This is a genomic window from Caulobacter sp. 17J65-9 (assembly GCF_010975005.1).
In the GTDB taxonomy this organism is placed as follows: Bacteria; Pseudomonadota; Alphaproteobacteria; order Caulobacterales; family Caulobacteraceae; genus 17J80-11.
Genome location: NZ_JAAIVC010000002.1, coordinates 1 through 12,724, shown reverse-complemented (window position 1 = coordinate 12,724; position 12,724 = coordinate 1). Strand labels below are relative to the sequence as shown.

10 protein-coding genes are annotated in these 12,724 nt (G+C 70.4%); 7 read left to right on the top strand and 3 right to left on the bottom strand.

Features of this window, described 5'->3' with window-relative positions:
• The first annotated feature begins 7 nt into the window (after positions 1-7).
• From G3573_RS00695 to G3573_RS00680, 4 genes are all read left to right on the top strand, one after another.
• Positions 8-1,117 (top strand): CapA family protein, encoded by a 1,110-nt coding sequence (locus G3573_RS00695; protein ID WP_163258925.1) that lies wholly within the window; start codon positions 8-10, stop codon positions 1,115-1,117.
• A gap of 158 nt (positions 1,118-1,275) precedes the next feature.
• Positions 1,276-1,584: a hypothetical protein gene (locus G3573_RS00690; protein WP_163258924.1), complete on the top strand. Its 309-nt coding sequence runs from the start codon at positions 1,276-1,278 to the stop codon at positions 1,582-1,584.
• A gap of 64 nt (positions 1,585-1,648) precedes the next feature.
• Positions 1,649-2,440 carry a tryptophan 2,3-dioxygenase gene (locus G3573_RS00685; protein WP_163258923.1) on the top strand — a complete coding sequence of 264 codons (792 nt, stop codon included), beginning with the start codon at positions 1,649-1,651 and terminating at the stop codon, positions 2,438-2,440.
• A gap of 7 nt (positions 2,441-2,447) precedes the next feature.
• A complete protein-coding gene (locus tag G3573_RS00680; protein WP_163258922.1) occupies positions 2,448-3,611 on the top strand; it encodes an aminotransferase class V-fold PLP-dependent enzyme in 1,164 nt (387 codons plus the stop codon).
• Here G3573_RS00680 and G3573_RS00675 read toward each other — a convergent pair whose 3' ends face one another.
• Positions 3,612-5,873 carry a glycosyl transferase family protein gene (locus G3573_RS00675; RefSeq protein ID WP_163258921.1) on the bottom strand — a complete coding sequence of 754 codons (2,262 nt, stop codon included), beginning with the start codon at positions 5,871-5,873 and terminating at the stop codon, positions 3,612-3,614.
• Between the two features lie 197 nt (positions 5,874-6,070).
• Here G3573_RS00675 and ligD point away from each other — a divergent pair, with 197 nt between their 5' ends.
• Together ligD and G3573_RS00665 are read left to right on the top strand one after the other, a co-directional pair.
• Entirely contained in the window at positions 6,071-8,725 is a 2,655-nt protein-coding gene (ligD, locus tag G3573_RS00670; RefSeq protein ID WP_163258920.1) for a DNA ligase D, read from the top strand.
• An 85-nt stretch (positions 8,726-8,810) separates the two neighbouring features.
• Positions 8,811-9,995, top strand: coding sequence for a hypothetical protein (locus G3573_RS00665; RefSeq protein ID WP_163258919.1), 1,185 nt, complete (start codon positions 8,811-8,813; stop codon positions 9,993-9,995).
• A 72-nt stretch (positions 9,996-10,067) separates the two neighbouring features.
• Here G3573_RS00665 and G3573_RS00660 read toward each other — a convergent pair whose 3' ends face one another.
• Positions 10,068-10,352, bottom strand: a complete 285-nt coding sequence (locus tag G3573_RS00660) for a hypothetical protein (RefSeq protein WP_240454442.1) — start codon at positions 10,350-10,352, stop codon at positions 10,068-10,070.
• A 473-nt stretch (positions 10,353-10,825) separates the two neighbouring features.
• Here G3573_RS00660 and G3573_RS00655 point away from each other — a divergent pair, with 473 nt between their 5' ends.
• On the top strand, positions 10,826-11,056 hold the full coding sequence (locus tag G3573_RS00655; RefSeq protein WP_163258918.1) for a KGG domain-containing protein: 231 nt from the start codon (positions 10,826-10,828) through the stop codon (positions 11,054-11,056).
• Between the two features lie 115 nt (positions 11,057-11,171).
• On the opposite strand, the gene G3573_RS00650 is transcribed toward G3573_RS00655, so the two are convergent.
• On the bottom strand, positions 11,172-12,724 hold a 1,553-nt coding region (locus G3573_RS00650; RefSeq protein ID WP_205597980.1), incomplete at its 5' end, for a hypothetical protein.

The following is a 12,724-nucleotide window of genomic DNA, read 5'->3' as shown; positions in this document are numbered from 1 at the left end:
CCGCCGCATGAGCGAGGCCCGGCCACCCGGCGTCGTTAGACTGTTCCTCGCCGGCGACGTCATGCTGGGTCGCGGCGTCGACCAGATCCTGCCGCACCCGAGCGATCCTGTTCTGTACGAACGCTGGATGACCTCGGCCCTGGGCTATCTGGAGCTGGCCGAGCGGGCGTCCGGACCGATCCCGCGCCCGGTCGGCTTCGACTACGTCTGGGGCGACGCGCTCGAGATCTGGCGCGAGCGCGAGCCGGACCTACGGCTGGTCAACCTCGAGACCGCGGTCACCCGCAGCGACCGGGCCGTCCCAAAGGGCATCAACTACCGCATGAGCCCGGCCAACGCGGCCTGCCTGACGTCGGCGGGGATCGACGGCTGCACGCTCGCCAACAACCACGTGCTGGACTGGGGCCGGGCCGGCCTGCTGGAGACGCGCGACACCCTGGCCGGGCTGGGCCTGCGGATCGCGGGGGCCGGGCGCGATCTCGACGCGGCCCTCGCGCCGGCGGTGTTCGACCTGGGCGACGGCAAGCGGCTGCTGTTCTACGCCTTCTGCACACGCTCCAGCGGCGTGCCCACGGACTGGGCCGCGACGCCCGTTCAGCCGGGGGTGAACCTGATCGAGCTGACCCCGCGCGCGGCGACGGAGGCCGCGGAACGGATCGGCGGCGCCCGTCGTCCGGGCGACCTGGTCGTCGCCTCCATCCACTGGGGCCCGAACTGGGGCTGGGAGGTCCCGCCGGCGCAACGGGACTTCGCCCACGCCCTGATCGAGGCCGGCGCCTCGGTCGTGCACGGCCACTCCTCCCACCACGCCAAGGGGATCGAGCTCCACCGCGACGGGCTGATCCTCTACGGCGCCGGCGACTTTCTGAACGACTACGAGGGCATTTCCGGCGAGGAGGGCTATCGCGGCGACCTGGCGGTCATGTGGTTCGTCGACCTCCACCGGAAGACCGGCGCCCTCGCGGGCCTCGAACTCGTCCCTATGCAGATCCGCAAGATGCGCCTGAACCGTGCCGCGCCGGCCGACGTCCGCTGGCTGCAGCGCGAGATCGCCGCCCGTTCGCCGGAGCGCGTCGAGCTGAAGCTCACCGACTCTGGCGCGATGCGCCTCGCCTGACCGACTCTGACCGATACGTCCGAAGACGCCTCAAGCCGGCTCCGACGCACGATTTTACCCGCTTATGCCCGGCCTCAACCGTTAACGCCCGTTAACGATCGAACGAATCTCTCTATGTCTGGGTCCGACCCGCTCGCTCCAGAAAGCCCCGGACCACCATGGCTGCCCGTTCCGACCTCAAGCTGACCGCCAATGTCTGCGCCATCCACGCCTGCCTGAAGCGTGAAGACCGCTGGTGGAGCGTGAACGAGCTGGCCGACGCCCATCCGGCCATGAGCCTGGGCACGGTGAAGAACGTGATCGGGGCGCTGGTGAAGGCCGGCCTGGTGCGCTGCGTGACGGTCACCCACCCCTGGCAGTACCGGCTGGTGCAGGCCGAAAAGATGGACCTGGTGCACATGAGCCAGCTGTCGCGCCTGTCCGACGCCCAGGCGGTGTTCGAAGAGAAGCGCGCGGCCATCGGCTGACGCGACCGCGCCGGGCGGCTAGAACGCGCTTCGCAGTTTTCGATTCAAGAAAGGGCGAGGCGCGATGACCGCCCCCATCACCTACGCCGGCTATCTCGCGCTGGACGACCTTCTGGCCTGCCAGCATCCGCGCTCGGACGAGCACGACGAGATGCTGTTCATCGTCATCCACCAGGCCAAGGAGCTGTGGCTGAAGGAGATCCTCCACGAGGTCGCCTTCGCCCAGAAGCAGGTCCGCGCCGGCGACCTGGTGCCCGCCTACAAGAGCCTGGCCCGCGTCTCCCGCATCCAGGCGGTCATGACCATGTCCTGGGACGTGCTCGCGACCATGACGCCGTCCGACTACACCAGCTTCCGCGGCGCGCTGGGCACCAGCTCGGGCTTCCAGTCCGACCAGTTCCGGCGGCTGGAGTTCATGCTGGGCCTGAAGGACGCCTCGTTCCTGCGCTTCCACGAGGAACGCCCGGCGGCGCTGAAGGCGCTTGAGGACGCCCTGGCCGCCCCCAGCCTCTATGACGACGCGCTAGCCCAGCTGGCCGCCCACGGCGTGGACGTGCCGCAGGCCGCCCTGACCCGCGACGTCAGCCAGCCCTACGTGGCCTCCCCCGAGGTCGAGGCCGCCTGGCTGACCGTCTATCGCGACACCAAAAAGTACTGGGAGCTCTACCAGCTGGCCGAGAAGCTGGTGGACCTGGACGACGCGCTCGTCACCTGGCGGCACAAGCACGTCATCACCGTGGAGCGGATCATCGGCTCCAAGCGCGGCACCGGCGGCACCGAGGGCGTCGGCTACCTGCAAAAGACCCTGGAACGCCGCTGCTTCCCCGAGCTTTGGTCGCTGCGCACCCGCCTGTGAGGCATAGATGAGCTACAAGCGCCTGTTCTCCCGCGCGCTGTCGGCCGCCCCCGGGCGCCTGCACGTCGCCGCCCACAGCCACCACCTGTGGCCCGACGCCAGCCGCGAGGCGCAGATCCAGGCGTGGGAAGACGCCGCGGTCCTCGCCGACAACAAGTGGGACAAGGTGTTCGGCGAGGTCTATCCGGGCGCCCAGGCGCACGTGGCCCGCGAACTGAACCTGCCGTCGCCGCAGACGGTGCTGTTCGCGCCCAACACCCACGAACTGATGGTCCGGCTGCTGTCGGCCTTCGACAAGCGGCCAGTGCGCGCCCTGTCCACCGACGGCGAGTTCCACTCCTTCCGCCGCCAGTCGGCGCGCTGGATCGAGGCTGGCGAGCTGATCCTCGACGTGGTCCCGACCGAGCCGTTCGAGGACTTCGAGGAGGCCTTCCTGTCGAAGGCCCGCTCCGGCGACTACGACCTGATCTTCACCAGCCACGTGTTCTTCAAGACCGGGCGGGTGTTCGAGCGCGTGTTCGAACTGGCCGAGCTGACCCGGCCCGAGGGCCCCTGGGTGGTGGTCGACGGCTATCACGGCTTCCGCGCCGTCCCGACCGACCTGTCGGCGGTGGCGGACCGGCTGTTCTACGTGGCCGGGGGCTACAAGTACGCCATGGCCGGCGAAGGCGCGGCCTTCCTGCACGCGCCGTCAGGCTTCGGCGAGCGGCCGAAGGTGACCGGCTGGTACGCCGAGTTCGCCGACCTGATCGCCCCCCCAGGCGGCGTCGGCTACGGCCGCGACGCCAGCCGCTTCCTGGGCGCCACCTTCGACCCCAGCGGGCTGTACCGGTTCGGCGCGGTGGCCGACATGCTGGACGCCGAGGGCCTGACCACCGCCGACGTCTCCGCCCACGTGCGCGCCCTGCAGGACCAGCTGGTCGCCGCGGTCCGCGCGGGCCAGGCCGGACGGCTGTCGGAGGCCGAGATCCTCAACCCGCCCGGCAACCACGCCCAGGCGCGCTTCATCGCCTTCCGCCACCCCGACGCCCAGGCCTGGAAGAAGGCGCTGTTGGCCAGGGACGTGGTCACCGACGTGCGCGACGACGTGCTGCGCGTGGGCCTGGGCCTCTATCACGACCCCGAGGACATCGAGCGGTTCTGCGCGATCGCGCGCGAGACTCTGGCCTGATCAGGCGGCTTGCAGGCCTTGCAGGGCCTGGACGCTGATCAGCTTCAGGTCCAGGGCGCGTCGCACCACGTCCAGCGGCTCGATGGTCTGACGGCGGACGGCGGCGTCAACCTGGGCCTGGCTGACCACGCCGGTGCGCACGAGATACTGGTCGAGCCGGCCGGCCGCATTGGTGCGCCAGTAGTCCGACAGCGCCGCGTGCAGCGTGCGGTGGTCGATCGCCTCCTCCTGGATCAGGACGTCGCCGAGGCTTCGATAGCCGGAGCGGATCGAGCGCCACAGCTGGGCCGCGCCGACCGCGTCCAGCAGGCCGCATTCGACCAGCCGCTCGACCTGGCGCCGCTCGCGAGCCAGCGCGCCGGGCGTCCAGGCGTAGCGAACCCCGAAGGCAATGTCGCTGAGCGGGGCGTAGACCACCCGCAGGCTCTTGACCCCGACCGCGCCGAGCCGCCGTTCCAGCTCCACGCGTTCGGCCTTTTCCAGCGGCTCGGCCAGCGCGATGTCGAGCACGGACTCGTTCCAGCGCAGCGGCACCGCCCCGAACCGGGCCGCGTCGCGCGCGCTCAGCAGGCGCAGCACGTCCGGCGTGACCCGGAACGGATCGAAGCTGGACGACACGGTCTCGCTCCACTCGGCGAAGGCCTCGGCCAGATGCTCGTCGGAAATCACGCCGCGGTCGACCAGCAGCCGCCCGATCGGGCGATAGCGGTCGGCCTGGGCCTGAATGGCCGCATCCAGGTCCTCGGCGGTGACGTGGTTCCAGAACCGCAGCACGTCGCCCAGACGCCCGCGGCGGTTCTGCAGCTCGGCCAGCGACGGGAAGGAGTGCTGGGTCTTGTCCCAGGCGATCGGTCGGCCGGTCGCCAGATGGGTCAGGAACAGCCGCATGGAGCGCCAGAAGGCGGCGAAGCCCACGCAGTTCGACAGGGCCGCGCGCAGCGGCGTCAGCCACACGTACTTCAGCCCGTGATGCTTGAAGGTGAACAGAGCTCTGTGCGCCAAGCGGTTCATCAGGAACAGGAAATTGATCTGGACCAGCAGCAGGACCCAGGCGTGGTCGATCAGCGGCGGCAGGCCGCGCACGGCCGGCAGGAACCAGCCCAGCACGGTCCAGCCGGTGACCTGCAGCACCAGCAGGTAGGCGATCACGCCGGTGGGCGCGGTGATCAGCGCCTTGCGGTCGCGGAACAGGAAGTAGCGGTTGTTGACGTCGCCGAACCAGCCCAGCTGGCGCCAGCCCAGATAGGAGATGCCCAGCATCCAGCGTGCCTTCTGGCGCACGCTGGCGGTCCACTGGTCGGGGAAGAACTCCTTGGTGGCGACCAGCTCGTGGCGCTCGACCTCGACCTCGCCCTTGCGGAACCAGGCCTTGCGGAAGCGCTTGGTCTTGGCGTGGTAGGCCACGAAGCGCGAGGTCATGCCCACCGAGCGCAGCCGGTGGCCGACGTCGTAGTCCTCGGTCAGGCTGTCGGTGTTGAAGGGCTGGTTGTCCTTCTCCCGGCACAGCTCGACCATGGCCTCGCGCGAGAAGGCGGTGGCCACGCCGGCCGACGGCGTCATGCGCGCCAGGAGCGAGCGGACCGGCAGGTCCTTGCCGTGGAACTCGGCGAACTCGTCCATGTAGTGGCAGGCGATCATGCTCCACCACCGCCGGTTCATGGACAGCACCGGCAGCTGGATCATGCCGCGGCCCTCGATGAACCAGTTGACCACCTTCAGGCCGAACGGGTGCACCACGTCCTCGGCGTCGTGCATCAGGATGACGTCGAAGGGACGGCCGGTCTTCTCGCCATGCAGGAAGATGTTCTGCACCAGCCAATTCAGGCAGTCGGCCTTGCTGGTCGGGCCGTCGTGCGGGACGTCGGCGCGGTGCACGTTGGGAAAGCGCTGGCGGATTCGGTCCACCTCGCGGCGCGTGTCCGGGTCGTTGGCGTAGACCCCGACGAAGATCTCGTAGTTGGAATAGTCGAAGGTGTTGGTCGTGTTCGCGATCATGTTCGCGATCACGTCCGACTCCTGCCAGGCTGGCACCATCAGCGCGATGCGCTTTTCCGGATGCGCGGCCAGGGCCTCCTGAGACGGCGGCTTCTTGACCAGGCCGCGCCAGCCGCGCCGCCAGGCCCGGTGCCAGTAGTAGAAATCGATGATCAGGTCGTCGATCGACGACACGAAGATGATCACCGCCACCATGGCGATGGCGATCTTCAGCCCGCCCCAATAGGCGAGCAGCACGTCGAACAGCAGGGTCTGGAGACCGTCCACGAAGCCGTGCGTCCTCAGGCCTGCGGGGCGATGTCGGCCCCGCGGGGCGAAGTCGGACGCACAGTCATGGGACGCTCACGGACGCTACCCGTCTGACGTACCCGAATTCGCTGAACAGGCCGCTCGGGCACGGCGTCGCACCCCACGGGAACCCGCTTCCCCGCCGGCGCTTTCAAAGCGTGCAGCCGGACACGCCCATGGCGGATCTCGAGACCTATCGAGCCAAGCGGGACTTCTCCCAGACGCCGGAGCCCAGTGGCGAACGCCGCGTCGCGCGCTCGGACCGCCCGCGCTTCGTGATCCAGAAGCACGCGGCCACGCGGCTGCACTACGACCTGCGGCTGGAGCACGAGGGCAGCTTCTATTCCTGGGCGGTCACGCGCGGCCCCTCGCTCGACCCCGACGACAAGCGCCTGGCCGTGGAGGTCGAGCCGCATCCGCTCGACTACGGCGATTTCGAGGGCACCATCCCCAAGGGCCAGTACGGGGGCGGCGCGGTCATGCTGTGGGACCGCGGCTATTTCCGCGAGGAGAAGGGCCGCGCCTTCGAACAGGGCCTGAAGAAGGGCCACCTGTCGCTGGAGTTCGACGGCAAGCGCATGCAGGGCGGCTGGTCGCTGATCCGCATCGCCAACGACCGCAGCAAGAGCAAGCGGCCCAACTGGCTGCTGATCAAGCACGACGACGAGACCGCCCATCCGGGCGACCACGACGCCTTCCTGGAGGACACCGCCTTCTCGGTCGCTTCGCGCCGCACCATGGAGCAGATCGCCGCCGGCAAGGGCCGCGCGCCGACGCCTTTCATGCTCAAGGACGCCAAGACCTCGGCCAAGGCGGTCTGGAACTCGAAGGGCGCCAGCCCGGAGGCCTCGGGCGAAGAGGTCGCCCAGCGCACGCACGCGCCCAAGGCGAAGCCCGCCGAGCGGCCGCCCAAGGCCAAGCCCGCCAAGGGGACGAAGACCGCGCGCATGCCCGAGCACGTCGAGCCGCAGCTCTGCAAGCTGGTCGACCGGCCCCCGTCCGGCCCCGGCTGGGTGCACGAGATCAAGTTCGACGGCTATCGCGTCCAGGCGCGGATCGAGCGCGGCCGGGCTGTGCTGTGGACCCGCAAGCCGCTCGACTGGACCGACCGCTTCCCGGAGGTCGCCAGGGACTGCGCCGCCCTGCCCGACTGCTATCTCGACGGCGAGATCTGCGCGCTCGACCAGGAGGGCCGGCCGGACTTCTCGGGCCTGCAGGCGGCGCTGTCGTCCGGCCAGACGGCCAAGCTGGTGTTCTTCCTGTTCGACGTCACCTTCGCCGAGGGCGAGGACCTGCGGAAGCAGCCGCTGGACGCGCGCAAGGCGCGCCTGGAGGTGCTGCTGGAGGACGCCGGCGCGTCCTCGCGCCTGCGCTTCGTCGACCACTTCGACATGGGCGGCGAAGCGGTGCTGAAGTCGGCCTGCCGCATGGGCCTGGAAGGCGTGGTCTCCAAGCGCCGGGACGCGCCCTACCGGTCGGGCCGCAGCGACACCTGGACCAAATCCAAGTGCCGGGGCGGCCAGGAGGTGGTGATCGGCGGCTGGACCACCACGGGTTCGAAGTTCCGCTCCCTGCTGGCCGGCGTGTGGCGCGACGGGAAGCTGGCCTATGTGGGCCGGGTGGGCACCGGCTTCGGCGGCGACAAGGTCAAGGTTCTGCTGCCGCAGCTGAGGGCCGTCGCGGCGAAGGACTCCCCCTTCTCAGGCGAGGGCGCCCCGCGCGGCGGGGCCGACATCCACTGGGTGAAGCCCGAACTGGTCGCCGAGATCGCCCACGCCGGCTGGACCGGCGACGGCAACGTGCGCCAGGCCAGCTTCAAGGGCCTGCGCGAAGACAAGAGCGCCCAGGAGGTCGTCCCGGAAACGCTGGAGGCCCGCGAGGCGGTGGCGCGTCACCCGCCGGCGCGCGCGGCGGCGGGGAAGCCAGGCGCGCCCGTCGTGCTGGGCGTGACGCTGTCCAACCCGGACAAGCCGCTGTGGCCGGACAGCGATCTGGGCCCGTCGGTCAGCAAGCTGGACCTGGCCCGCTATTACGAGACCGTGGCTCAGCACCTGCTGCCCTACGTGAAGGGCCGCCCCTGCTCGATCATCCGCACGCCGGACGGGATCACCGGCGAGCGGTTCTTCCAGCGTCACGCCGGGGCCGGCCAATCCAGGCTGATCACCCTGACCACGGTCAGCGGCGACCGGCAGCCCTACATCCAGTTCGACACGGCCGAGGCCCTGATCGCCGCCGCCCAGATCGGTGCGACCGAGCTGCACCCGTGGAACTGCCTGCCCGGCAAGCCGGAGGTCCCGGGCCGGTTCGTGTTCGACCTCGACCCGGACGAGGACCTGCCGTTCGAGCGGGTGATCGCCGCCGCGCGCGAACTGAAGGACCGTCTGGAGGCCCTGGGCCTGGCCGCCTTCCTGAAGACCACCGGCGGCAAGGGCCTGCACGTGGTCACGCCGTTCGCGCAATCCGCGAAGGCGCCCGTGGCCTGGCCCGATGCCAAGGCCTTCGCCAAGGCGCTGTGCGAGCGCGTCGCGGCCGACGATCCGGACGCCTACACCACCAACATGAGCAAGAAGGTCCGCGGCGGCCGCATCTTCCTCGACTATCTGCGCAACGACCGCATGGCCACCGCGGTCGCCCTGCTCTCGCCCCGCGCCCGCCCCGGCGCGACGGTTTCCTTCCCCCTGACCTGGGCGCAGGCGCGAAAAGGTCTGGATCCGAAGAAGTACACCCTGCGCACCGCGCCCGGCCTGCTGAAGCGCGCCGATCCGTGGGCCGGCTACGATGACGCGGCCGCGCCGCTCAAGCCCGCCATCGCGAAGCTCGCGAAAACCTGATCGGCCGTCACTGATCTGAACGACAACGCTCGGAACAGCGACGCCCCCGGCCCCGTTTGCCCCGCGTCCGCCGGAGGAAACGTTCATGGCCCGCAACTTCTACGACACGCTGCTTCCCCTCGGTCGCGAGGCGCGGCTGTCGATCGACGGCGACCATCGCGCCATCACCGTGCTGGGCGACGGCAGCGTCGCGGAGCTCTACCAGGGCTTTTCCGGCGATCTGGGCGACACCCTCCAGGTGCAGCGGTTCAGCGTGACCGGCAAGGCGCTGTCGACACCGGCATCGGCCGGCGCGAACGGCCCCACCGGCGCCAACAGTTTCGAGGGCGGCCTGGCGCCTCTGGACGGCGGCGGCTTCGTGGCCACCTGGATGGTCGCCTTCAGCCACTCGGTGACCCCGCAGTTCTCGACCTTCGACAAGTCGGGGACCTTGCGCGGCGGCGGCGACGGCCTCAGCGGCCAGGCCTCGTCGGTGGCGGCGGGCGGCCTGCCGGGCGGCGGCTTCGTCATGGCCGAGGCGGCGTCGGACCTGTTCGGCCAGTTCGCGGCGATCGTGGTGCAGCGCTACACCGCCGCGCACACCCCCGACGGCGAGGCCATGCTGATCGCCACGCGCGAGGACCCGTTCGGCGGCGGCCTGTTCTACAACGACCTGCAGGTCCAGCGCGTCGCCGGCGGCGGGGTCGAACTGCTGTGGACCTCCCGCGAGGGCGTGCACGCCGCACTGGTGAAGGCCGACGGCACGGTGGTCGAGAGCCTGCTCAGCGACGGCTTCGCCGCCGACCTCGACACCGCCCGGCTGGCGGACGGCCGTATCGTGGCGACCTGGGCCGAAGCCGACGGGGCGACCTCGCACATTCGCGCGGCGGTGTTCGACGCCGCCGACCTGGCCAACGGCCACCTGCCGTCCGAGATCGCGGTCGGCGACGCCTCGGTGTTCGCCGGCGAGGCCGAGCCGGAGGTCGTGGCCCTGCGCAGCGGCGGCTGGGCGGTCAGCTGGCACGACGGCGACGCCGACGGCGGCACGCTGGGCCGCACCTACGGCGCCCGCGGCGCGGCCGGCGAGGTGTTCGAGGCCCACGGCGACTTCATCGGGACCGACGCGACCGGCCGGGTGGTGTCGGCGCGGGTCGACGCGGAGGGCGACGTGTTCATCGCCCGCTATCACGTGATCTCGGCCCCGATCTGGATCCCCGGGCTGGACCGCATCCCCATGCGCCTGCCCGGCCACGAGCAGCAGCACGCCTTCCACAGCGAATGGGCTTTCTGAATGAAGAGAGCCCGCGCATCGCTGCGCGGGCTCTCCTAACGCTTCGGCCGGCCTAGGGAACCGGCCGAACCGTCAATCCTTCTTGCCGGCTTCCTGCTCGATGGCGTTGGCCTTTTCCTTGCCCGCTTCACGGGTCACGTCGGCCTTCTCCTCAAGCGTCTTGGCGGTCTCCGCCCCAGCGGCCGTGCCGGTCGACTTGGCCGCGGCGGCCTGGGCTTCCATCGACTGTGCGGTCGCTTCCGACTGCGCCTCGACGGCGTTCGACTGATGCTCGGCGACCTTGTCGGCCTTGCTTTCGCAGGCGGTCAGGGCAAAGGCGGCGACGCCCGCCAGCATCACGTGTCCGATACGCAGCATCTGTGATCCTCCGTTGGTCCTCACACAAAGCGCACGGGAACGTGATTGGTTCAGCCCGAGCGGAGCAAAAACCTCATTTCTGCCTTGGCGGTTCCAGATCGGCCCCCGGGCGCGCCAGCCGCCCCTCGCGAAGCGCGCGCACCGCCTCGGCCAGCGCCTTGGCCGCGTTGGTCCGCTCCGGCCGGGATCAGCTGCATCGAGGTCAGCCAGTCACGCACGCTGCGGCCAACGTCCATCGCCCCTTCGGCTTGCCCTCGGTGGTGAAGTCGCGGTCCGCTCTGGTCATCGGCGTTTCCTGGGGCGGTTTCCCGGCCGACCCGGGAGAACGCCGTTCGGTTTCGGAGGTTGCCCGACCTGCGGCGGGCTCTGCGGAAATACGGCCAAGCTGCGGATTTCCAAGGCGAAGCTTGAACCCTCACGCCGCGCGTTCGTTCAGCCTTTGCGGCAGTTCGCTTTGCTTAAGGAGATCCCCGATGCCGACCAGAGGAGAATTCGAACAGGGCGGCGGCAAGTCCAAACGCGGCTTCGCCTCCATGGATCGCGACCGCCAACGCGCGATCGCCGCCGAAGGCGGTCGCAGCGTGCCGAACGAAAAGCGCAGCTTCTCGCAGAACCGCCAGCTGGCCGCCGAGGCCGGCCGCAAGGGCGGCCAGGCTTCGCACGCCGGCCGCGACGGCGCCCCGGAAGCCCGCGGACGTCAATAAACTTAAATTCCCCTGGCGACGCCCGCGCCCCGAATCCCAACCGGGTCCCGCGGGGTGCACGCTCGACGTCGCCCAGATCGGCGGGCCTTTCCCCAAGGCCCGCCGATCGCCTTGTTCACTTCCCGACCTTGAACTTGCCGACCAGCTGGCCGTCGCGCTCGTCGCGGGTCAGCTCGATCTCCAGCTGCTCCATGGTCTCGTCCGCCCGTCCCCAGTTGCGGTAGAGCCGCGCGCGGACGCTGGTCGCCCCGTTCGGATTGAGCCGGTCGAAGGCGTAGCCGTGCACGCGCACGGCGTACTCGCCGTTCGGCGCCCGGCGCAGCAGGTACTCCTCCGGCCCGTAGCCGCGGGTCATGTCGTTGGACAGCCGCCCGCCGATCCCGGTCTTCGGGTGGCTGTAGATCGCCCGTTCGCCAGAGGGCTCGTCCAGCCACAGGTCCATGTCGGTCTTGTCGGTGTTCCACTCCAGAACCACCCGCAGGTCGACGTCGAGCAAGGCCTCCAGCCGCGGGTCCAGCCAGCGCCGAGCCGGCGCTTTCGCCCTGGCGGCGGCGCGGTTGGCCTCCATCAACGAGATCAACTCGATCCCGTCGTAATCACGGTCCCACGGCGTCTGGATCACCTCGGCCAGCAGATCCAGCGCCCGGGCGTAGTCGACCGCCGATCCGTCGCCGCCCCGGTCGGCCCGCTCGATCAGGGCCAGCGCCAGGTTGCGCCGGGGCTGGGGCCGGTCCGGCTCGCGCTTCAGGATCAGCTCGTAGAGCGCGATCGCCCGGTCGGTCCGGCCGTAGCGCATCAGCCGGTCAGCGAGGATGGTCAGGGTCGTGGTGTCGGTGCTCGGCAGTTCGAGCGCGTTCAGCGCCACCGCCACGGCCGCGTCCGTCCGCCCTTTGCGGAACAGGAACTCGCCGACGTCCAGGTAGAAGGCCGGCAGGTCGCCGTGGGCCTTCTCCTGCTCGCGATAGACGTTCCAGAACGCGTCGGGCGCGGCCTCGGCCAGAGCCTTCAGATAGGGGCGATCCGGGTTCCAAGGTTCGATCTCGACCTTGATGGACTCGGCCTCCGCGCCCACGGTCGCCACCGGAGACATCTCCGTGAAATCCTGTCGCACCATGCGCGCGCCCGTGACCACCACCTCGTCGACCGAGGCCGCCGCGTCAGCCGCCGGCGCGGCCTCTTCCACGGACGGCGGGGGCGGAGGCGGAGGCGGAGGCGGAGGGGCCATGGCGGCGGCCGGCACCGGCGCGTCGCGCCTCGACTCCCGCGGCTGCTCACGGCGCAGCTGAGCCTGTACCTCCTTCAACGACTTGTGGGCGGCGTTCCACCAGGCCTTCTGCTCGTCCCAGGCCTCGACGACCGCGTCGACCCGCTCGGCCCGTTCGGCCGCCTTGCGCGCCTCGCGTTCGGCGGTGAGCTCGCGCCACTGCGCCAGCGCCTCCTTGCCCAGCGCCGCCGGCGGCTCGATCTCCGCCTCGGCGTAGTCTTCGACCCGTTCCAGCACCACGAACACCGCGTCGGGGCCGGCCACCGACCAGCGCCGCGCCGCGGCCAGCACCTTGTCCTGCGGGGCCTTGCGGGCGGCCAGCTCGCTCACCCGCGCCGCGCCCCAGAGCGCTCCGGCCGCGTCGTGCGGACGCGCGCTCGCGCGATCGATCCGGTAGACCCGGT